The organism is Alloalcanivorax gelatiniphagus (assembly GCF_005938655.1).
Taxonomy (GTDB): Bacteria; Pseudomonadota; Gammaproteobacteria; order Pseudomonadales; family Alcanivoracaceae; genus Alloalcanivorax; species Alloalcanivorax gelatiniphagus.
On sequence record NZ_VCQT01000029.1, the window covers coordinates 37,127 to 56,539 of the forward strand.

Annotated in this window: 15 protein-coding genes; 7 read left to right on the forward strand and 8 right to left on the reverse strand. The window is 63.9% G+C overall.

All coding sequences use genetic code 11. The annotated features are described in order from the left end of the window. Nucleotide 1: 1 nt before the first annotated feature. Complete coding sequence (locus tag FGS76_RS09210; RefSeq protein ID WP_240692486.1) at nt 2–766, reverse strand: response regulator; 765 nt, start codon at nt 764–766, stop codon at nt 2–4. 104 nt (nt 767–870) lie between these two features. Between FGS76_RS09210 and FGS76_RS09215 the strand changes: the two genes are divergently transcribed. Genes FGS76_RS09215 through FGS76_RS09225 form a run of 3 tightly spaced genes read left to right on the forward strand, consistent with a single transcriptional unit; the run spans nt 871 to nt 6,604 of the window. Beyond that, the gene (locus FGS76_RS09215; RefSeq protein WP_138772346.1) at nt 871–2,031 is read left to right on the forward strand and encodes an efflux RND transporter periplasmic adaptor subunit; all 1,161 of its coding nucleotides are present in this window, start codon (nt 871–873) and stop codon (nt 2,029–2,031) included. Nucleotides 2,032–2,049: 18 nt separating this feature from the next. Next, nucleotides 2,050–5,196 carry a multidrug efflux RND transporter permease subunit gene (locus FGS76_RS09220; protein WP_138772347.1) on the forward strand — a complete coding sequence of 1,049 codons (3,147 nt, stop codon included), beginning with the start codon at nt 2,050–2,052 and terminating at the stop codon, nt 5,194–5,196. Nucleotides 5,197–5,200: 4 nt separating this feature from the next. Beyond that, on the forward strand, nt 5,201–6,604 hold the full coding sequence (locus FGS76_RS09225; protein ID WP_138772348.1) for an efflux transporter outer membrane subunit: 1,404 nt from the start codon (nt 5,201–5,203) through the stop codon (nt 6,602–6,604). A gap of 43 nt (nt 6,605–6,647) precedes the next feature. Here the strand turns inward: FGS76_RS09225 and FGS76_RS09230 are convergent, their stop codons facing one another. From FGS76_RS09230 to FGS76_RS09255, 6 genes are all read right to left on the reverse strand, one after another. After that, complete coding sequence (locus tag FGS76_RS09230; RefSeq protein WP_138772349.1) at nt 6,648–7,871, reverse strand: branched-chain amino acid ABC transporter substrate-binding protein; 1,224 nt, start codon at nt 7,869–7,871, stop codon at nt 6,648–6,650. Between the two features lie 168 nt (nt 7,872–8,039). Then, a complete protein-coding gene (locus tag FGS76_RS09235; RefSeq protein ID WP_138772350.1) occupies nt 8,040–8,735 on the reverse strand; it encodes an ABC transporter ATP-binding protein in 696 nt (231 codons plus the stop codon). Further along, nucleotides 8,735–9,481, reverse strand: coding sequence for an ABC transporter ATP-binding protein (locus tag FGS76_RS09240; RefSeq protein ID WP_138772351.1), 747 nt, complete (start codon nt 9,479–9,481; stop codon nt 8,735–8,737). The genes FGS76_RS09235 and FGS76_RS09240 overlap by 1 nt, the downstream gene beginning before the upstream one ends. Next, nucleotides 9,478–10,728, reverse strand: a complete 1,251-nt coding sequence (locus tag FGS76_RS09245; protein WP_240692487.1) for a branched-chain amino acid ABC transporter permease — start codon at nt 10,726–10,728, stop codon at nt 9,478–9,480. The genes FGS76_RS09240 and FGS76_RS09245 overlap by 4 nt, the downstream gene beginning before the upstream one ends. Before the next feature lie 20 nt (nt 10,729–10,748). Continuing rightward, nucleotides 10,749–11,690, reverse strand: coding sequence for a branched-chain amino acid ABC transporter permease (locus FGS76_RS09250; protein ID WP_138772353.1), 942 nt, complete (start codon nt 11,688–11,690; stop codon nt 10,749–10,751). Between the two features lie 71 nt (nt 11,691–11,761). Then, nucleotides 11,762–12,982, reverse strand: a complete 1,221-nt coding sequence (locus tag FGS76_RS09255; protein ID WP_138772354.1) for a branched-chain amino acid ABC transporter substrate-binding protein — start codon at nt 12,980–12,982, stop codon at nt 11,762–11,764. A 790-nt stretch (nt 12,983–13,772) separates the two neighbouring features. On the opposite strand from FGS76_RS09255, the gene FGS76_RS09260 reads away from it, so the two are divergent. Further along, complete coding sequence (locus FGS76_RS09260; RefSeq protein WP_138772355.1) at nt 13,773–15,404, forward strand: long-chain fatty acid--CoA ligase; 1,632 nt, start codon at nt 13,773–13,775, stop codon at nt 15,402–15,404. A gap of 17 nt (nt 15,405–15,421) precedes the next feature. Next, nucleotides 15,422–16,396, forward strand: coding sequence for an alpha/beta fold hydrolase (locus tag FGS76_RS09265; RefSeq protein ID WP_138772356.1), 975 nt, complete (start codon nt 15,422–15,424; stop codon nt 16,394–16,396). A 12-nt stretch (nt 16,397–16,408) separates the two neighbouring features. Here the strand turns inward: FGS76_RS09265 and FGS76_RS09270 are convergent, their stop codons facing one another. Further along, nucleotides 16,409–17,380, reverse strand: coding sequence for an OmpA family protein (locus FGS76_RS09270; protein ID WP_138772357.1), 972 nt, complete (start codon nt 17,378–17,380; stop codon nt 16,409–16,411). A gap of 448 nt (nt 17,381–17,828) precedes the next feature. On the opposite strand from FGS76_RS09270, the gene FGS76_RS09280 reads away from it, so the two are divergent. Further along, nucleotides 17,829–18,797, forward strand: a complete 969-nt coding sequence (locus FGS76_RS09280) for a formate/nitrite transporter family protein (RefSeq protein ID WP_240692488.1) — start codon at nt 17,829–17,831, stop codon at nt 18,795–18,797. Nucleotides 18,798–18,884: 87 nt separating this feature from the next. Then, nucleotides 18,885–19,394: an RNA polymerase sigma factor gene (locus FGS76_RS09285; RefSeq protein ID WP_138772358.1), complete on the forward strand. Its 510-nt coding sequence runs from the start codon at nt 18,885–18,887 to the stop codon at nt 19,392–19,394. The last annotated feature ends 19 nt before the right edge of the window (nt 19,395–19,413 follow it).

Consider the following 19,413-nt stretch of genomic DNA (forward strand, 5'->3'; position numbering starts at 1 on the left):
CTCATTCCGATCCCCACAGCCGGTAGCCGACCCCGCGGATGCTCACCGGAACACCGCGCACGCCCAGTTCCTCCAGCTTTTTGCGCAGTTTACTGATGTGGCTGTCGACGGTGCGCTCAAGGGCATCGCCCTCCGGCAGGCAAGCGACCAACAGCTCCGCGCGGGTGCACACCTTCCTCGGCGACCGGGCCAGGTGCGTCAACAACTTAAACTCGGTGAGCGTCAGGGCAAGAGTGTGCAAACGCCCCTCCACCCGCACAGCGGCTTCATGCTGGTCCAGGTCGATAACAAAGGGGTCGACCCGGAGAACCCGCTGCTCGTCGTCGGCCAGGGTGCGCCTCAGCACCGCCTGGGTGCGGGCCACCACCTCGGCCGGGTTGAACGGCTTTACCACATAGTCGTCGGCACCACAGCGCAGCCCCATGAGCTTGTCGATGTCCTGGTCCATGGCGGTGAGCATGATGACCGGCGTCGCGCCCCGGTGGCGAAGCTCCGACAGCACCTTCCAGCCATCCAGCTTCGGCATCATCACATCCAGCAGCACGATATCCGGCTTCATCGACCGGTGCATGTCCAGGGCCCGGCGGCCGTCCCCCGCGTGCACGGTGCGCAGGCCCGCCCGCCTCAGGTAGGCCTGCAGAATGTCGGCGATGTCGGGCTCGTCCTCGGCGATAAGAACCAGGGCCTGGGAGTCGGAAGAAGGGCCGGCGGGCCCGGGCGCGGTGGTCATGAAAAGCCCTGGTGGCAGGTTCGTTGTGCTCTCCATGCTATCTCCACATAACATCAACGTAAACGCCATTGCGCTTGGATACAGTCCCTCCGATGCCATTTGCCGGCGGATCTCCGCCCGCTTCTGAAGGAACCTTATCCATGAACGTCGCGCCCCTGCGCCGCCACCGTTGCGTCGGTGCATTGCTGGTGGCCCTGTTGGCGGGTTGCGGGCCCGCCACCCAGGAGGAAACGCCGCCGCCCGCCCGCGTCACCGTGGTTACCCTGGCGGCGGTGAACCTGCAGCTGGCCGAGGATTTTCCGGCCCGGGTGGCGCCTTTTCGCGTCGCCGAGATCCGGCCTCAGGTGAGCGGCATCGTGCAGCGCCGTCTTTTTGACCAGGGCGCAAACGTTAAGGCGGGGCAGCCCCTGTTCGAAATCAATCCGGCGCCGTTCCGCGCCGAGGTGGCCACGGCGGAAGCCGCCTTGCAAAAAGCGCGGGCGGAGCTGAATCACGCCCGGGCCCAGGCGGAGCGGCTGAAGCCTCTGGTCGAGGCCGAGGCGATCAGCCGGCAGGTTTTCGACGATGCCGTCTCCAAACGTGACATGGCCGCCGCCGAGGTGGCCCAGGCCCGCGCCATTCTGTCGCGCCGCCGTCTGGACCTGGAATTTTCCACCGTGAGATCCCCCATCGCCGGCCGCATCGACCAGGAACTGGTCACCGAGGGCGCCCTGGTCGCCAGCGGCGACAGCACGCCCATGGCCCGGGTCCAGCAGATCGACAAGGTCTATGTGGACATTCGACGCCCGGCGGCCTCGCTGGCAACACTGCAGGATGCGATGGCGGACAACGTCTCGCTCGAAAAAGGCCTGCCGGTGCCGATTCTGCGTGGCGACGGCAGCCCATACGAGGTTACCGGCCGCATCCTCTTTTCCGGCGTCAGCGTGGACGCCAGCACCGGGGGCGTGCTGCTCCGCGTGGTGGTGGAGAACCCGGGACACCGGCTTCTGCCCGGCATGTTCGTGCGCGCCCGGGTGCCCGCCGCCCGCTATGACGATGCGCTGACCGTGCCCCAGCAGTCGGTGGTGCGCATCGGCGGTAACCCATACGTGTGGCGGGTCGGCGAAGGAGACCAGGTGGAAATGGTGGCGGTACGGCTGGGCGAACTCACCGACGGCGCCTACCGGGTACGCCACGGACTGAAACAAGGCCAGAAGATCGTGGTGGAAGGTATCGAGCGACTTGCCGATGGCGTCCGCGTCAACGCCCACGACGGGCTCCCCTCGCCGCCGGCGAATGCCTCCACCGCCTCTTCTCACTAAGCCCCAGGAGTCGCCGAAATGCCCCGCTTCTTCATCCAGCGCCCGGTGTTCGCATGGGTGATCGCGCTGTTCATCATCCTGCTGGGCGTCACGGCGATTCCGAAATTGCCGGTCGCCCACTACCCGTCGGTGGCACCGCCGTCGGTGACCATCAGCGCCACCTACCCCGGCGCCACGCCGCAGACCATGAACGATGCGGTGGTCACGCTGATCGAGCGGGAGTTATCCGGTGTCCGGCATCTGCTGTATTTCGAGTCTTCGTCGGACTCTTCCGGGTCGGCGTCGGTTACCGCCACCTTCAAGCCCGGCACCGACCCGGAGCTGGCCCAGGTGGATGTGCAGAACCGGCTCAAGGCCATCGAGCCCCGGTTACCGCAAGCGGTGCGCCAGGACGGCCTGAGCGTCGAGTCCGCCTCGTCCAGCTTCCTGATGATCGTGGGCCTGAATTCCGATGACGGGCGTTTTGATGAACTGGCGCTGAACGATTACATGGCGCGCAATATCGTGGAAGAGCTGCGGCGCATCGATGGGGTCGGCCGTGTGCAGCTGTTCGGCGCAGAGCAGGCCATGCGGATCTGGATCGACCCGGACAAGCTGATCGCCCACGATCTGTCCGTCAACGACCTCTCCACCGCCATCACCGAGCAGAACGCACAGATCGTTCCCGGCAGCGTGGGCGCGTCTCCGGCCCTCCCCGGCCAGAAGGTCACCACGGTGTTGACGGCCCGGGGACAACTGAGCACGCCGGAGCAATTCGCCGCCATCGTGCTGCGCGCCAATGTGGACGGTTCCAGCGTGGTGCTCGGCGACGTGGCGCGGGTGGAACTGGGCGCCCAATCCTATGGATTCTCCAACCGGGAGAATGGCCAGCCGGCCACAGCGGCGGCGATACAACTGGCGCCCGGTGCCAATGCGGTCCGTACCGCCGAGGCCGTGCGCGCACGAATGGCCAGCTTGAGTCACAGCCTGCCGGCGGGCATGAACTACTCGATTCCCTTCGATACGGCGCCATTCGTGAAGGCCTCCATCGAGAAGGTCATCCATACGCTGATCGAGGCGATGGTGCTGGTGTTCCTGGTGATGCTGCTATTCCTGCAGAAAATCCGTTACACCCTGATTCCCGCTCTGGTGGCGCCGGTGGCACTGCTCGGCACCTTCACGGTCATGTTGCTGGCCGGCTTTTCCATCAACGTCCTGACCATGTTCGGCATGGTGCTGGCCATCGGCATCATCGTCGACGACGCCATCGTGGTGGTGGAGAACGTGGAGCGCATTATGGCCAGGGAGGGACTGTCGCCCAAGGACGCCACCATCAAGGCGATGAGCGAAATCACCGGCGCGGTGGTGGGCATCACTCTGGTACTGACCGTGGTGTTCATTCCCATGGCTTTTTCAAGCGGTTCGGTGGGCGTGATCTATAAGCAGTTTGCGCTGGCCATGGTGGTCTCGATTCTGTTTTCCGCGTTCCTGGCCCTGACGCTGACGCCGGCGCTGTGCGCCAGCCTGCTCGCTCCCGTGCGGCCGGGACACCAGGCGCGGCGTGGTTTCTTCGGCGGCTTCAACAGCGCCTTCGAACGCCTCACCGGTCGCTATCAAGGACAGGTCACCGGGGTGGTCGCCCGCAGTGGCCGCATGATGCTGATTTTCCTGTTGCTGGTGGGCGTGCTGATGCTGGCCTTCCGGCAGTTGCCGTCGTCTTTTCTGCCGGAAGAAGACCAGGGCTATTTCATGGCGAGTATCCAGTTACCCGCCAACGCCACCAGCGAGCGCACGCTTGATGTGGTCAAGGCCTATGAAGCTTACGTCATGTCGCGGCCGGCGGTGGACGGCAACATGTCGATTCTCGGCTTCGGCTTCTCCGGCTCCGGCGGCAATGCGGCACAGACGTTCACCATGCTCAAGGATTGGGGTCAACGCCAGGGTGTCACGGCGGCCAGCGAGGCGGACGCCGCGCAGCAGGCCATGAACGCACTGAACGAAGGCACGGTGATGATCGTGCTGCCGCCGGCCATTGATGAACTCGGCACCAAGTCCGGCTTCACCCTGTTCCTGCAGGATCGACGCAATCAGGGACCGGCGGCGTTGCAGGCCGCCGAGGACAGGCTGGTTGAGCTGGCCGCGCAAAGCAAGGTGGTGAGCAATGTCCTTGCCGATGGCCTGCCGGAGGGCGCCAGCCTTCGTCTGGACATTGATCGACAGAAGGCCGAGGCGTTGGGCGTATCGTTCGCCAACATCAGTGAGATCCTGTCCACCGCCATGGGGTCGTCCTACATCAACGATTTTCCCAACCAGGGCCGCATGCAGCAGGTCATCATGCAAGCGGACGCCGCCGCGCGCATGCAGGTCGACGACGTGCTCAAGCTGCAGGTAAGGAATGTGCGCGGAGGCATGGTGCCACTGTCGGAGGTGGTCACCCCGGTGTGGGATCAAACACCGCTACAGATGATGCGCTACCTGGGCTATCCGGCCACCAGCCTTTCCGGCAGAGCCGCCAGCGGCGCCTCCACCGGCGAGGCGATGGCGGAGATGGAACGTATGGCGCGGCAACTGCCGCCGGGCTTCGCCGTGGCCTGGACCGGCCAGTCCCTTCAGGAGCGCCAGTCCGCCGCCCAGGCGCCGATGTTGGTCGGCCTGTCCATTCTGGCGGTGTTTCTGGTATTGGCCGCGCTCTATGAAAGCTGGTCCATTCCGCTGTCGGTGATCCTGGTGGTGCCGCTGGGACTGCTGGGCGCGGTGGCCGCCATGCTGCTGCGCGATTTGCCCAACGATGTCTTCTTCAAGGTCGGCATGGTCACCGTGATCGGGTTATCCGCCAAGAATGCCATTCTGATCGTGGAGTTCGCCAAGCAATTGCATGACCAGGGCCGGGGGCTGAGGGAGGCCGCCGTGGAGGCGGCCAGACTGCGCCTGCGGCCCATTCTGATGACCTCCCTGGCCTTCGGCCTGGGCGTGGGGCCACTGATGGTGGCGTTCGGCGCCAGCGCCAAGACCCAGCATGCCATCGGCACCGGGGTATTCGGCGGCATGGTCAGCGGCACCGTGCTGGTCATTCTCTTTGTCCCGGCATTCTTTGTTTTCGTGATGGACCTGAGAGAACGCTTGCGGGGCTGGCATAGCACCCGTGGTGCCTCCTCGTCGCTATCCGATCATGACCAGGAGCCTTGATGTCATGCGGCGAATCATTCTGCCCATCATGCTGACCCTGTGCGGGTGCACTCTGACACCGGAGCTGATCAAGCCCGCGCCCCCGGTACCGACTGCATTTCCCGGCGAGCCATCGGAAAGCCACGCCGCCACCGCTGGCGATATTGCATGGCGGGCCATGTTCCGGGACCCGCGCCTGCGGCGTCTGATCGAGTTGGCCATGGAAAATAACCGTGACCTGCGCGTGGCGATGCTCAACGTCCAGGCGGTACAGGCCCAGTACCGTATCCAGAACGCCGCCCTTTTACCGGGCATCGAGGCCAGCGGCGGCATAACGCGCCAGCGCACCGCCGCCAATAACGAGACGACGCCGGCGCAACCGTCCACGGTGAACGAACAGGTCGGCGTGAACATCGGCCTGAGCGCTTTCGAGGTGGACCTGTTCGGGCGGGTGCGAGCCCTGTCGCAAGCCGCCCTGGCCCGCTATTTCGCCAGTGAAGAAGGGTATCGCGCGGCGCGCATCTCGCTGGTGGCGGCGGTGGCCGACGCCTACCTGGGCGAAAGGCTGGCCCGGGAACAGACGGATCTGGCCGAACAAACCCTTGAGGACTGGCGGCAATCGCTGCAACTGGCCCGCTTGCTGAAACAAGCCCGGCAGAGCGGAGAACTGGAGGTGGTACAGGCGGAGAGCCAGGTGGCCACCGCGGAGGCAGACCTTGAGGCCCGGCAACGGGAATGGCTGCGGGCTCAAAACGCGCTGCGGTTACTGGTCGGTGTGGGGCCTCCCTCGGATCTTCCCGATGGCTTGCCGCTGGACCAGCAGCCCGTGATGACGCAACTGCCCGCCGGCCTGCCCTCGGACCTGCTGACGCACCGGCCGGATATCCGCCGGGCGGAACAACTGATGAGGGCCGCCAACGCGGACATCGGGGCCGCGCGGGCGGCGTTCTTTCCACGCCTGTCGCTGACCGCGTCGTTCGGCTATGCCAGCCCGGCCATGGGCAACCTGTTCGACGGCCAGCAGCGGGTTTGGAGTTTTTCACCACAAATCACGCAGCCGTTATTCCAGCATGGCCGACTGCGCGCCGAGCGGCGCCTGTCCGAAGTGCGTAAATCAAGCGCGGTGGCGGACTATGAACGCACCATTCAGGTCGCCTTCCGGGAGGTGGCCGACGGTCTCGCCGGGCGAGAAACGTTCAGCCGCCAGATCGAGGCGCAGAAACGAGTGGTGGCCGGCGCCACTCGCCGGGTGGAACTGTCCACTCTGCGTTACCGGTCCGGTGTCGATAGCCGGCTCGAACTGCTCGACGCCCAACGCCAGCTGTACGCCGCCCGGCAAACTCTGCTGGACCTGCGCCGTGGTGAGTTCAGCAACGCGGTGGCGCTGTACAAAGCGCTTGGCGGAGGCCTGAGCGATGCGGCCCGATGAGGCCTTTATCGCTCGGCCCCCACGGGCCAGCGCTGGCCGGCGATCAGGCGTTATCCGGCCGGCGCATCTTGCAGGTGCTCGGCAGAGACACTTCGTCGCGGCTGATTTCCGCGATCTTGTGGAAATTGAAGTCGGTGCCTTCGGCGCCGTATTTCATATCGTCCTTGAGCACGGAGATGAACAGCGGCATCTGCATCTGATGGTCTTGCTTGCGCATCATCACTTTGCCGGTGGGAGTATCCACCTCGAGCCCTTCCATGGCGAAGGCCACCTTCACCGGGTCCGTGCTGCCCGCTTTATCGGCGGCTTTCTGCAGCATGTCGAGCATGGTGGAAAGACGCAGCCAGTAGTAGTCCCAGCCGGTCTGTTCGTACATGGCCACTTGCTGGTCGGCCATGTCCGGGTCATCAAAATCACCGTAGTACTCGTTGACCTGATAGATACGGTCCACCCCGGCTTCGCCGACCTGGGTGACAACACCGGCCATGGCGCCGTAGTAGGTCAGGAACGGCAAATCCACGCCGTAGTCGGCGGCGGCCTTGACCAGCAAGGTGATGTCCTGGCCCCAGTTACCGGTGATCACGGCGTCGGCGCCGGAGGACTGGATCTTGGATACATAAGGCGTGAAATCCTTCACCTTGGCCAACGGATGGAAATCCTGTCCGACGATTTCGATGTCCGGGCGCTTTTCCTTGAGCATCTTGGTGGCGGCCTCGGCCACCGCCCGACCAAAGCTGTAGTCCTGGTTGATCAGGTAGACCTTCTTGATGTCGTCACGACCTTGAATCCAGCTGGTCATGGCGTTCATTTTCATGTCCACGTGGGCATCGAACCGGAAATGCCAGAACGAACAGCGCTCGTTGGTGAAGGCCGGGTCCACCGCCGCCATGTTCAGGTAGAGCACTTCCTTGCCCGGGTTGCGGGCGTTGTGTTTGTTCACCGCGGTCAGCAAGGCGGAGCCAACGGATGAACCCATGCCCTGGGTCACATAGCGGATGCCGTTATCCACGGCTTTCTGGAACTGGACCAGGGTTTCCTGGGGGTTGACCTTGTTGTCCATGCCGACGATTTCGATCTTATCGCCATTGATGCCGCCATTGGCATTGATGGTCTTGGCGTGAAAATTGAGATGGTCGATCGCCGACTGGCCGGCGGCGGCCATGGGCCCGGTGAGCGGATCAATCAGAGCAATACGGACGGTGTCCGCGCTGGCCGTGCCGGCCAGCAAAACGGTGGTGGTGAATATGGATACAAGCGCTTTCAACATGGAGCTCTCCTGATTGTTGTTATCTATCGTATGTTCAGTGCCCAGCGTGACGTCGCCGCCGTCGCCCGAGCGTGAACAGACACTACGGCAACCGGTGCCGGCCGCCAGGGCAATAAAAAAGGCCCGCCGAAGCGGGCCAGCCCATTGACGATGGAACCAAAAACTCTCTTATACTTCCAGCCACTCCTTGCGCGTGGCCTCGTCGGCGCGTAGCTCCTCGGGAGTACCTTCAAATACGATCTGACCATGCCCCATCACCAGTACCCGATGGGAGATATCCATGGCGATGGACAGCTTCTGTTCCACCAGCAGAATCGACACCCCGGCCCGGGCGATCTCGGAAATCAGCTCGCCGATCTGCTTGACGATCAACGGCGCCAGCCCTTCGGTGGGCTCGTCGATCATGATCAGTTCCGGATCACCCATCAGAGTACGGCTGATGGTCAGCATCTGTTTCTCGCCACCGGACAGCACGCCCGCCGGCGAATCCGCCCGCCGCGCCAGGTTGGGGAACATCTCCATAAACTGCTCCACCTTCCATTTGCCCGGCCGGCGGGTGCTTTTGATGCCCAGTTCCAGGTTCTGACGTACCGTCAGAGTCGGGAAGATATCCCGGTTCTCCGGCACATAGCCCAGGCCCTTGCGGGCAATCCGATGGTTCGGCAGACCGGCGATTTCCTCGCCGTGGAAACGGATCGAACCCTGCGGCGGCACTTCGCCCATGATCGCCTTGACGGTGGTGGAGCGGCCCACGCCATTACGGCCCAGCAGCGCCACCACTTCGCCTTCCTTCATGGAAAAGTTGACCCCGTTGAGGATGTGGCTCTTCCCGTAGTATGCGTGCAAATCGTTGACTTCCAGCATTACGCCGCCTCCTCGCCGAGATAAGCTTCCTTCACCCGCGGGTCGTTGCGGATTTCCTCCGGCTTACCGGTGGCGATGATCTTGCCGTACACCAGCACCGAGATGCGGTCCGCCAGCTCGAACACCACGCCCATGTCGTGTTCCACGATCATCAGGGTGCGGCCCTCGGCCACCTGACGAATCAGGTTGATGGCCTGGGTGGTTTCGGTGTTGCTCATACCGGCGGTGGGCTCGTCGAGCAGCACCACGCTGGCGTCGCAGGCGATGGTCATGCCGATCTCCAGGGCGCGCTGGCTGGCATAGGGCAACGCCCCCGCCGGCACGTCACGCAGCTCCTGCAGACCAATCATTTCAAGTACCTCCTCGGCACGCTGGTTGGCGGCCCGCACCTTGGACGCGGGACGCCAGAACACGTAACCGGAGTGAGCCTGCTTGAAACAGGCACAGCGCAGGTTCTCGTACACCGACAGATTGCCGAACACGTTGCTGACCTGGAACGACCGGGACAGCCCGCGCTGCTGGATCTTGTCCGGGCTCAGACCATTGATGCGGTCGCCGTGCAGATAGATTTCGCCATCGGTGGGCGCGAACGCGCCGGACAGCAGGTTGAAAAAGGTGGATTTGCCGGCCCCGTTGGGGCCGATCACCGCGTGTACTTCATTGTCCGCCACGTCCAGGTCGACGCCGCAGATCACTTCGGCGGGACCGAAACTCTTGGTCAGCCCCTTGATCGACAGTGCGCTCATTCCTGGCCCTCCCGCAGCTTATTGGTGGCGCGTTTGATCAGACCGCCGGCAACCAGCAACACCACCACGGTGAGCCAGCCCCACAGGGAAGCGGCGTCGAAATCCACACCGAACACATGGGCGAATTCGTCATCGCCGTGGGTGATCTGGAACGTCAACTCCACCAGCACCACCAGACCGACGATGATCATGCCCACCGCCAGGGCACCGCTCAGCCAGCCCGGCAGGCGCTGGCCCAGCTCGCCCTCGCGCCAGGCCACGCGTACCTGTTCGATGCCACCGCCGAGACCGCGCGGCGCAAACATCACGATGGCCAGGAACACCAGCCCCACGTAGAGAATGGAAGCATCGGTGTAATCACTGAGCATGGAGTTCATCAGGGTCACCACCACGGCGCCGACGATCGGGCCGTAGAACACCCCGAGCCCACCCACGGCGGCCATCAGCAGCGCCAGACCGGACGGAATCAGACCCAGGGCTTCCGGTGTGATGATCTCGTAGTTCACCGCCGCCATGCCGCCGGCCAGGCCACCAAAGGCACCGGAGGCGATAAAGATCATGAAGCGGACATTGCGCGGCGGGTAGCCGATGAACTGCAGACGGTCCGGGTTATCACGCACGGCGTTGGACAGCCGGCCCAGCGGCGTGCGGGTGAACGCCCACATGGCGAACACGGCGGCGAAGGTCCAGAACGCGATAAACCAGTACACGTCCGAGGACTGCGCCAGCTCCAGACCAAACCATTGCGGCCCGACCATACGGTTGCCGTAGATGCCCGCCTCACCGCCGAACAGGGAGGGGAACATCTGCCCGGCGGCGGCCACCATCTCGCCCAGACCCAGGGTGATCATGGCGAAGGCGGTGCCGGCCCGGCGGCAGAACGGCCAGCCCAGCACCAGCGCCACCAGGCCACCGGCGATCATGCCCACCAGCGGCATGCCCAGCACCGGCACATGGGCCCAGAAGCCCTCGCCGGCATAGGACGCCTCGTCGATGGCGATCATGGCGTGCATGGCGGCGTAGCTGCCCAGCCCGAAAAACACCGCGTGGCCGAAGGACAGCATGCCGCCCTGACCGAGCAGCATGTTGTAGGACAACGCGAAGACGATATTGATGCCGATCACGTTGAGCAGGGTAAAGGCGGTACTGTTGCCGGAGAAAAACACCGGCAGCAGCAGCAACGCCGCGGCGAACACCACCCAGGGCACCAGGCCACGCAGGGAGGTGCGGGATTTTGGACGTTGCATGGGTGCGATTATGTCCTGGCTCATGGTTCAAGTTCCCCCATCAGACCGCGGGGCCGGAAGATCAGGATCAGCACCAGCAGGATGAACGGCGTCATCGGCGCCAGGGTGGCCAGGGAAATACGGCCCACCTCGCCATAGGGGTCCAGGTTGGCGCCCAGGGCGTTGAAGACATCCGCCAGGGAGGCGTTGATGGCGACGAAGAACGTCTGCAGCAGGCCGATCAGCAAGGACGCGTAGAAAGCCCCCTGCAGTGAGCCCATGCCACCCACCACCACCACCACGAACACGATCGGGCCCAGGGTGGCGGCCATGCCCGGCTCGGTGGCCAGCAGCGGACCGCCGATCACCCCGGCCAGCGCCGCCAGCGCGCAGCCGAAACCGAACACGCCCATGAACAGCCGCGGCACGTTGTGGCCAAGGTGGCCCACCATTTCGCCGTGGGTCAGAGCGGCACGGATCATCATGCCAACGCGGGTCTTCTTGAGCAGGTACCACAGCGCGATGAACATCAGGATGGAGATCAGAATCACCACGCCCCGGAAAATCGAATAATCGGTGCCGAACAGGGTGAACAGCGGCTCGCGCATATAGGACGGTTCACGGTAGGCCACCGCCACGGTGCCCCAAATCATCTGCACCAGCTCGTCGATAACGTAGGCCAGGCCGAAGGTAAACAGCAGCTCCGCCACGTGGCCATTGGCGTGCACCCGGCGCAGGCCGAAGCGCTCCACCAGCGCACCAAGCGCGCCAACCAACAGCGGCGCGAGAATCAATGCCGGCCAGAAGCCGGTGTACATCCCCAGGGTGTAGGCGAAATACGCGCCCAACATGTAGAAGCTGGCATGGGCAAAGTTAAGCACGCCCATCATGGAGAAAATCAGGGTAAGACCGCTGGACAGCATGAACAGCAAAAGGCCGTACAACACACCATTCAGGGCCGAAAAAATCACAAGTTCGAGCATGACAAGGCTCCCGGAGCAGCGGCTTGCGCCGCTGCCCCTACTGCACGATCACGGAGAGTCGCGGGGCCGTGTTACTTGGGACGGCGCATGCGACAGGTGGTGGGCAGGGTGACTTCATCACGGTCGATGCGTGCCACCTTGTGGAAGTTGTAGTCGGTGCCTTCGGCGCCGTACTTCATGTCATCCTGCATTACGGAGATGAACATGGGCAGCTGGATCTGGTGATCCTCGGCGCGCATCACCACTTCACCGGTGGGGGTTTCCAGGCTCATGCCTTCCATTGCCTTGGCCACGGCCACGGGATCGGTGGAACCGGCCTTGTCGGCGGCTTTCTTGAACATGTCGAGCATGGTGCTCAAACGCAGGTAGTAGAAGTCCCAGCCGGTCTCTTTGTACATGTTGACCTGACGCTTGGCCATTTCCTCGTCATCGAAGTCACCGTAGTACTCGTTGATCTGGTAGATCCGACCCACGCCCTTGTCGCCCAGTTGGGTGACCACGCCGGAGCTGGCGCCGTAGTAGGTGTAGAAAGGTGCATCCAGGCCGAATTCGGCGGCGGCTTTCACCAGCAGGGTGATGTCCTGGCCCCAGTTACCGCTGATCACCGCGTCGGCGCCGGAGGACTGGATCTTGGAGATGTAGGGGGTGAAGTCCTTCACCTTGGCCAGGGGGTGGAAGTCGTTACCGACGATTTCGATGTCCGGGCGTTTCTCGGCGAGCATCTTGCGCGCCGCATCGGAAACCGCGTGACCGAAGCTGTAGTCCTGGTTGATCAGGTACACCTTCTTGATGTCCTTGTTCTCGGCGATGTAGGTGGTCAGCGCGTTCATTTTCATGTCCGCGTTGGCATCGAACCGGAAATGCCAGAACGAGCAGCGATCGTTGGTGAAGGACGGGTCCACCGCGGCGTAGTTCATGTACAGAACTTCCTTGCCGGGGTTGCGCTGATTGTGTTTTTCCACCGCGCCGATCAGCGCGGAAGCCACCGAGGAGCCGTTGCCCTGGGTGATGTACTGGATGCCACCGTCGATGGCTTTCTGCAGCTGAATCAGGCTCTCCTGCGGGTTCACCTTGTTGTCCAGGCCAACGATTTCCAGCTGTTTGCCGGCGATGCCGCCGTTGGCGTTGATGCGTTTGGCTTCAAACTTGAGGTGCTCCAGAGCCGGCTGGCCGGCGCCGGCCATGGGGCCGGTGAGCGGATCGATCAGGGCAAGTTTCACGGTCTCGGCGGCGCTGGCGGTACCTACCAGCAGCAGCGAGGCGGCGATAAGGGTGAAAAAGGATTTCAACATGACGCTCTCCACGATTGTTGTTGTACTGCCGGCGCCCGAGTGTCACGAAGCGGACCGGCATTTCACCTTGGTGGCCGCCATTGAGCGGGACACCTTAATGCGTTTTTGTTTACTGTCCGTGTCAGCGCCGATCTGCTCGTTCCAGCGCCCACGTTATGGTTCTTAAAGCCCGCGCGTTGATTGTTTTTTTTGCGCTTCAGTTCCGTCATCAAAGAATCGCCGGCAAGCCTCTCAAAGGTCCCGGCGCCGACATACCTTTTAGTATGTGCGCACGAAAATAATCCTGTCCAGTGCCATTTCCGGTCTTTTCCGAGCGCCTTCTTCAGGGTCGAAAAAGGGGCACTGAACGGCGCCCACTTAGGTCAATACGGTGCTCCTTAATCCGCCTGAATCCCAAGCGTGGTGCTGCTTTCAGCATGAACGCCCGGGCCCGACACGGCAATGTTCGATTGCGACGGGCAACCGGACAATCACGCCAGCGCGGTGAATCAAAGCGCGGAACACGCGCTGGCCTCGAAAAATCGGCTTTCCAGGCCCTGTATGGCCCGATGGATGGCGCCGCGGGACGTTTGCCCATGGCCCCGAGACCGGAAAAACATGACAACTTATTCCCTGATTATGCGTTTCTTCGTGGCGGGCCCCGGACCGTGCTGTTACCCGAGGTAACACCGCGTGTGAAATTTTCCCGAACCTCCTTGACCCTCTTTCGAGGCCCCGGTATGAATTGCTCCAAACCAATTTTCAAAATGGTTGTTTAAAAAAACAAACAGAACCGATTCGGGAGAGAACCATGCACAACGGGCTGATGATGGACGCACCTCTGACGCTGATCGACGTATTGGAGTACGCCGCCCAGGTGCACCCCAAGGCGGAGGTGGTGTCCGCCACCGTGGAAGGTGGCATTCACCGCCAGACCTACCGCCAGACCCGCCGGCGGGTGGCGCAACTGGCCCACGCCCTGGTGGCGTTGGGGGTCAAACCCGGCGACCGGGTGGCCACCATCGCCTGGAACGGCTACCGCCATCTGGAGCTTTACTACGCCATCGCCGCTATCGGCGCCGTCTGCCATACCATCAATCCACGGCTGCCGGCGGATCAGATGGCGTACATCGTCAACCATGCCGACGACAGCCTGATGTTCTTCGATACCACCTTCACGCCGCTGATCACCGGCCTGCGCGACCAGTTCCCGGCACACACCCGCTATGTGGCGATGACCGACCGGCAACACATGCCGGAGGGTGACGACCTGCTCTGCTACGAAGAGCAACTGGACGGCCAGCCGGAAACCTATGACTGGCCGGAACTGGACGAGAACACCGCCTGCGCGCTGTGTTACACCTCCGGCACCACCGGCAACCCCAAGGGGGCGCTCTATTCCCACCGCTCCTGCCTGCTGCAGGCGCTGTTTACCATGGCCGGCTCCAACGGCGTGTTCCGCGTCGGCGACCGTCTGCTGCCGGTGGTGCCCATGTTCCATGTCAACGCCTGGGGCCTGCCCTACGCGGCACCGCTCACCGGCTGTTCGCTGATCATGCCCGGCGCCGCCCTGGACGGCGCCAGCCTGTTCGAGCTGATGGATCAGGAGGACGTCACCGGCGCCTGGGGCGTGCCCACGGTCTGGATGGGCCTGCTCGCCGAGATGAAGCAGCGCGGCCGCAAACCCGGCGACCTGCGCCAGATTTTGATTGGCGGTTCGGCACCGCCGCGCAGCATGCTGCGTGCGTTCGAGCAGGACTATGGCATCCAGGCCATGCAGGGCTGGGGGATGACCGAAATGAACCCCACCGGCAGCATGGGCGTGCTGGTGGAAGGCGAGGATCAGCTGCCCCTGGAGCAGCGGCTGGACATCAAGAGCAGCGCCGGCCGCCGCCTGTTCGGGGTGCGCATGAAGCTGGTCGGCGACGATGGCCAGGAAGTGGCCCAGGACGGCGAGGCGGTGGGCGAGCTGTATGTGAAAGGCCCCACCGTGATCAGCGCCTACTTCAACAACGAGGAAGCCACCGCCAAGGCGTTCGACAAGGACGGCTGGTTCGCCACCGGCGACATGGCGTCGCTCACCGAGGACGGCGTGCTGCATATCGTCGACCGGGCCAAGGACCTGATCAAATCCGGCGGCGAGTGGATCAGTTCCATCGACCTGGAGAACCTGGCCGCCGCCCATCCGGACGTGGCCGAATGCGCGGTGATCGGCGTGCCCCATCCGAAGTGGGATGAACGGCCGCTGCTGATCGTGGTGCCACGCCCCGGCAGCCAGCCGGACAAACAGGCGCTGCTCGACCACATGGCCACGGAGATCGCCAAATGGCAGTTGCCCGACGACGTACTGTTCGTGGATGAACTGCCGCACACCGCCACCGGCAAGGTCTCCAAACGCCACCTGCGCGACCGCTTCGGCGGCCACCTGGCCGACGCCGGCTAAGCACTCAAGGAATCTTTATGACCCCCATCAAGGAACAACGGGTGCAGGCCAATGGCCTGGACTTTCTGGTACGCAGCGCCGGCGATCCCTCCGCGCCGGTGGTGATCATGCTGCACGGCTTTCCCGAGTGCGGCTATTCCTGGCGCTATCAAATGCCCTATCTGGCCGACCAGGGTTTCCATGTGCTGGCCCCGGACCTGCGCGGTTACGGGCGCAGCGCCGCCCCCAAGGAAGCCGACGCCTACCGCCAGGACATTCTGGTCAGCGATGTGCTGGCCATTCTCGATGCCTTCGGCGCGCCGCGGGCCCGGGTGGTGGGCCATGACTGGGGCTGCGCCCTGGCCTGGCAGGTGGCCCGGCAGGCGCCGGAACGGGTACTGGCGGTGGCCGGTCTGTCCGTGCCCTACCCGGGCATCGGCCCCAAACCGCCCACCGAGCAGATGCGCGCCGCCTTCGGCGACCGCTTCTTCTATCAGCTGTATTTTCAGCAACCCGAGGTGCCGGAGCGCGAGCTGGAAGCGGATCTGCGCGACTTCCTGCGCCGCATGTACCATGCGCTCTCCGGCCCGGGCATGAAGGAGAAACACCGCACCCACGGCAACGCCACCGGCCTGCTGGATATCCTTCAGCGGCCCCAGGGCCCGCAGCCCTCCTGGATGACGGAAGCGGATCTGGATGTGTACGTGGACAGTTTCGAGCGCAGCGGGATGACCGGCCCGATCAACTGGTACCGGGCCATGGATCTGTCCTGGGAGCAGCAACGGGCGGACGGCCGCGAACGCATCCATCCACCGGCATTCTTTCTGGCCGGCAAGGAAGATCCGGTGATCCAGTTCGCCGGCCGTGCCCTCAAGCGTATGCCCGAGTTGATGGACAACCTCACCGACATCGTGCTGCTGGACGATGTAGGGCACTGGATACAGATGGAAGCCGCCGACACCGTCAACGACTATCTGGGCCGCTTTCTCGGCGGCATCGAGGAGACCGACTGAGCCGCCGCCGGCTCAGTTCATGCGCCGCATCTCGATGCGGCGGTTACGCTCCCGGCCCTGCTCGGTGCGGTTGTCGTCCACCGGCCGGGTGGCGCCATACCCCACCGCCGTGAGGCGGCCCGGGTCCACGCCCTGGTCAATCAGAAAGTCGCGCACGGAGGCGGCGCGCCGCTCCGACAGGGACTGGTTGTAACTCGCCGAACCGGTGGAGTCGGTGTGCCCGCCGATTTCCACCTCACTGTTGGGGTAGGCCCGCAGCCGCTCGGCCACTTCCCGCAGCACGGTCCTGGCGTTGGGCGTGAGACGGGCGGAATCAAACTCGAAGTTCACCCCCTGCAGCACTTCCGGCGGCGCCATCGGCACCGGCTTCACCACCACCCGCTCGCGTTCGATCACACGGGTTTCGTAATTGCCGCCACCGAACAGCGGAAAGGTCAGCCCCACCAGGGCGCGCACGTCGTGAAACGGCTCGTTGCCGCTGCCATCGTCGGAGAAGTCGAGCACGTAGCGCAGTTCCATGCGCAGGCCCATGCTGCCCCAGATATCACGGAAGTGCAGGCCGGCGCCGGCGTTGACGAAGGCGTTGGTGTCGGTGCCCCGGTTGGAGTCGGTATAGACCCCGCCGCCGCCCACCAGCAGATAGGGAGACGGCCCCTCCCGATACATATAGCGCAGCGCATCGGCGCCCAGCCCGTACTGCCAGTGCTGGCCGGAGGCGCGGTCGCGCTCCAGGGAATTGCCGAAGCCCTGCCACTCCAGATCCCAATGCTCGCTGATCTGCCGCCCCAGCCCGAAACGCAGGCCGGTGCCGTAATCCACGTCGTTGCGGTCCTGGTCCTCGAACACATAGACCCCCATGGCGGAGGCGTTCCAGCCGCGCGGATCGGCGCGCTCATCGGCGGCGTGGGCCACCGGAGAGGTCAACACCGCCAGGCCCGCCCCGATCGCGGCACCCAGCAAACAGCACAGTTTCACCGAGGGCATGTCCTGTCCTCTTGCTCATAAAATTAATTGCTGTAAATGATGCCCACAGCGAGGGCGGCGAACTGTAGAAAGCGTGTAGAAAAAGTGTAAACCCGCTGTATGTGTTGCCCCCGCCCGTGTCGCTAGACTGGCCACTCCCGGAACCCGACGAGGGAGGTGTGCATCCAGTTTTTACAGCAATCCCCGCTGCTCAGCCTGGCGGTGGGCGGCATCATCGGCGGCAACGCCTTCGACACCCTGTTCACTGCCGCCTCCGACATCGCCTAACGGGACGGCAGCATCTACGCGCACATGGACCAGGACCTGCTGCTGTACGTCCTGGGCATCGGGCTGGTGGTGCACGGCGGCTGATTTTACCTGCCTTTTATGACCCGGCCGGCGTGCCCGGTTTATAGTCGGCAGGAATACCGGACCGCCGTCCGGTCACCATTGCCCGCGGGAGGCCACCTTGAATAGGGACGACGATCCGGAACGCAAACAGGACGAGGAAAGCACCCCCTGGGAGGACGCGGTGGAGCGCGAGCGCCAGGACGCGGCCCGGGACGATGACCACGGCGACGAGGAAAAGGAAGAGGACAAGCAGGAAAGCTATCTGCCCTCCAAGGCGGCGGCGGTGCACGAGCGGCTGCGCGTGTCCGGCGAGAAAGAACTGGAGCGCGACGCCATGGCGCTGCTGTGGTCGGCGATCGCCGCCGGCATCTCCATGAGCGCCTCGTTCATGGCCCGGGGCCTGTTCGACGCCCACCTTCCGGACAGCGATGCCGGCTTCCTGGTGGGCAGCATCGGCTACACCTTCGGCTTTCTGATCGTGATTCTGGCCCGCCAGCAGCTGTTCACCGAAAACACGGTGACCGCGGTGCTGCCGTTCATGAGCCACCCCAGCGCCGCCAATCTGTGGTGTCTGATGCGCCTGTGGGGCGTGGTGCTGGCCGGCAACATCGCCGGCGCCGGCCTCGCCGCCTTCACTTTTCTGCACCTGCCCATGTTCTCCCCGGAAGTGCACGAGTCGTTCCTGTCACTGGGCCACAAGGTGATGGAGAACAGCCCCTTTGAAATGTTCTCCAAGGGCATCGTCGCCGGCTGGCTGATCGCCACCATGGTGTGGGTCATGCCCTCCGCCGACCAGGCCAAGGCCTGGGTGATCCTGATCATGACCTACGCGGTGGCCATCGGTGAGTTTCCCCACATCATCGTCGGCGCCAGCGAGATTCTGTACCTGGTGTTCGCCGGCGAAACCAGCTGGGCGGATTTCTTGCTGCGCTTCGGCCTGCCCACCCTGGCCGGCAACATCGCCGGCGGCACCTTCATCTTCGCCCTGATAAGCCACGCCCAGATCCGCAACGACATGGACATCCAGCGCCAGGGCCGGCGCGGCGCCTGGGGCTTTGCCCGCAAACACGACCCGCGCCGGCGCTGATCGGCGCCGGGGCGGGGTGGCGCTAAAAAGTGGACACAAAAATAAGAATCAATAACAATTGCGACTCATTTCCTTGCCGCGCCCGCCATGAGCTCGCAATCGCCCACACCGGCCCTGTACGCGGAGTACACCCGCAAAATTCACCGCTACCTGTGGCTGCGCACCGGCGACACGGAACTGGCGGCGGATCTGACCCAGGAGTGCTTCACCCGCCTGCTCGCCCATGACGGCGAAGTCCCCATCGAACGCCCGCTGCCCTATCTCTATACCCTGGCCGGCCGCCTGCTCACCGACCACCGGCGCCGCCACGAAACCTGGCGCACCGGCACCCTGCCGCCGGCGGACCTGGACGGCCTGCTGGACGACCGGGCCGGGCCGGCCACACTCTATGAAACACACCGTCAGGTTGACGACATCGAGGCCGCGCTGCGGCGGCTGCCGGCCCGTTCCCGCAACGTGTTTCAACTGTGCCGGGTGGAGGGCCACACCTACCGGGAAGCGGCCCGGGAGCTGCGCCTGTCGGTGAGCGCCGTGCAAAAACACCTGACCCTGGCGATGCGCTATATTCTCGACCAGACCCACACCGATGACGACTGAAGCCGCAACGGAATGCCAC

What these genes read in the sequence shown, in the direction of transcription:
- FGS76_RS09210 (WP_240692486.1), bottom strand. Translation starts at nt 766, where the DNA reads ATGGAGAGCACAACGAACCTGCCACCAGGGCTTTTCATGACCACCGCG.
- FGS76_RS09215 (WP_138772346.1), top strand. Translation starts at nt 871, where the DNA reads ATGAACGTCGCGCCCCTGCGCCGCCACCGTTGCGTCGGTGCATTGCTG.
- FGS76_RS09220 (WP_138772347.1), top strand. Translation starts at nt 2,050, where the DNA reads ATGCCCCGCTTCTTCATCCAGCGCCCGGTGTTCGCATGGGTGATCGCG.
- FGS76_RS09225 (WP_138772348.1), top strand. Translation starts at nt 5,201, where the DNA reads ATGCGGCGAATCATTCTGCCCATCATGCTGACCCTGTGCGGGTGCACT.
- FGS76_RS09230 (WP_138772349.1), bottom strand. Translation starts at nt 7,871, where the DNA reads ATGTTGAAAGCGCTTGTATCCATATTCACCACCACCGTTTTGCTGGCC.
- FGS76_RS09235 (WP_138772350.1), bottom strand. Translation starts at nt 8,735, where the DNA reads ATGCTGGAAGTCAACGATTTGCACGCATACTACGGGAAGAGCCACATC.
- FGS76_RS09240 (WP_138772351.1), bottom strand. Translation starts at nt 9,481, where the DNA reads ATGAGCGCACTGTCGATCAAGGGGCTGACCAAGAGTTTCGGTCCCGCC.
- FGS76_RS09245 (WP_240692487.1), bottom strand. Translation starts at nt 10,728, where the DNA reads ATGCAACGTCCAAAATCCCGCACCTCCCTGCGTGGCCTGGTGCCCTGG.
- FGS76_RS09250 (WP_138772353.1), bottom strand. Translation starts at nt 11,690, where the DNA reads ATGCTCGAACTTGTGATTTTTTCGGCCCTGAATGGTGTGTTGTACGGC.
- FGS76_RS09255 (WP_138772354.1), bottom strand. Translation starts at nt 12,982, where the DNA reads ATGTTGAAATCCTTTTTCACCCTTATCGCCGCCTCGCTGCTGCTGGTA.
- FGS76_RS09260 (WP_138772355.1), top strand. Translation starts at nt 13,773, where the DNA reads ATGCACAACGGGCTGATGATGGACGCACCTCTGACGCTGATCGACGTA.
- FGS76_RS09265 (WP_138772356.1), top strand. Translation starts at nt 15,422, where the DNA reads ATGACCCCCATCAAGGAACAACGGGTGCAGGCCAATGGCCTGGACTTT.
- FGS76_RS09270 (WP_138772357.1), bottom strand. Translation starts at nt 17,380, where the DNA reads ATGCCCTCGGTGAAACTGTGCTGTTTGCTGGGTGCCGCGATCGGGGCG.
- FGS76_RS09285 (WP_138772358.1), top strand. Translation starts at nt 18,885, where the DNA reads ATGAGCTCGCAATCGCCCACACCGGCCCTGTACGCGGAGTACACCCGC.